Below are 749 nucleotides of genomic sequence, written 5' to 3'. Positions count from 1 at the left end.
GTTCGTCGTGCAGGCTCGGCGCGCCCGCGGTGTCACCGAGGCCGACGAACATCATCAGCCCGCGCGTCGTCCCGCAGTAGTGCGCGAAGTCGTCGGCGCCGAACGACCGGAAATCGGTGTCCACGCCCGCTCCGGCCCGGACGAGCCGCCGGTGCGCGCGCTGGGTGAGCCCGGCGTCGTTGCGCAGCACCGGTTCGCACGGGCTGATCTCCAGTTCCGCGCGGCAGCCGTGCGCCTTCGCGGTGCCGTGGACGATCTCGGCGAGCCCCTCCAGCGCGAGGTCGCGGTCCCCGGCGCGCATCAGCCGCAGCGAGCCCGAGAGGCGGGCTTCGTTCGGCACGACGTTCGCGGTCCGGCCCGCCTCGATCCGGCCGACCGAGCAGACCGCGCCGAACACCGGGTCGACCCGGCGGCTCGCGAGCTGCTGCAGGCTCACCACGATCTGGCTGAGCGCGAGGATCGGGTCGCGCAGCAGGTGCGGGTACCCGGCGTGCCCGCCCTGGCCCCGGACTATCACGTCGAACTCGTCGGTGGAGGCGTTGACCGGTCCCGGTACCGCCGACACCACGCCCGCGGCGAGCCGCGGCTGGACGTGCGCGCCGATGACCGCGTCGACGCCGTACTCGGTGAGGACGCCGGACTCGACGATGTCCAGCGCGCCGGACGGCGACGTCTCCTCCCGCGGCTGCAAGAGCGCCACGAGCGGCCGCGGCACCCCGACGGCCGCCGCCGCGCGGCAGGTGGCGACG

1 protein-coding gene is annotated in these 749 nt (G+C 75.0%); it reads right to left on the bottom strand.

What is annotated here, in order from left to right; translation table 11 throughout:
- A partial coding sequence (locus CFP71_RS42815; protein ID WP_143267331.1) for a M20 metallopeptidase family protein occupies positions 1–749 on the bottom strand: 749 nt, incomplete at both ends.

The sequence above is a fragment of the Amycolatopsis thailandensis genome (assembly GCF_002234405.1).
In the GTDB taxonomy this organism is placed as follows: Bacteria; Actinomycetota; Actinomycetes; order Mycobacteriales; family Pseudonocardiaceae; genus Amycolatopsis; species Amycolatopsis thailandensis.
The sequence above is the reverse complement of the archived record's forward strand: the minus strand, read 5'-3'. Positions and strand labels throughout refer to the sequence as shown.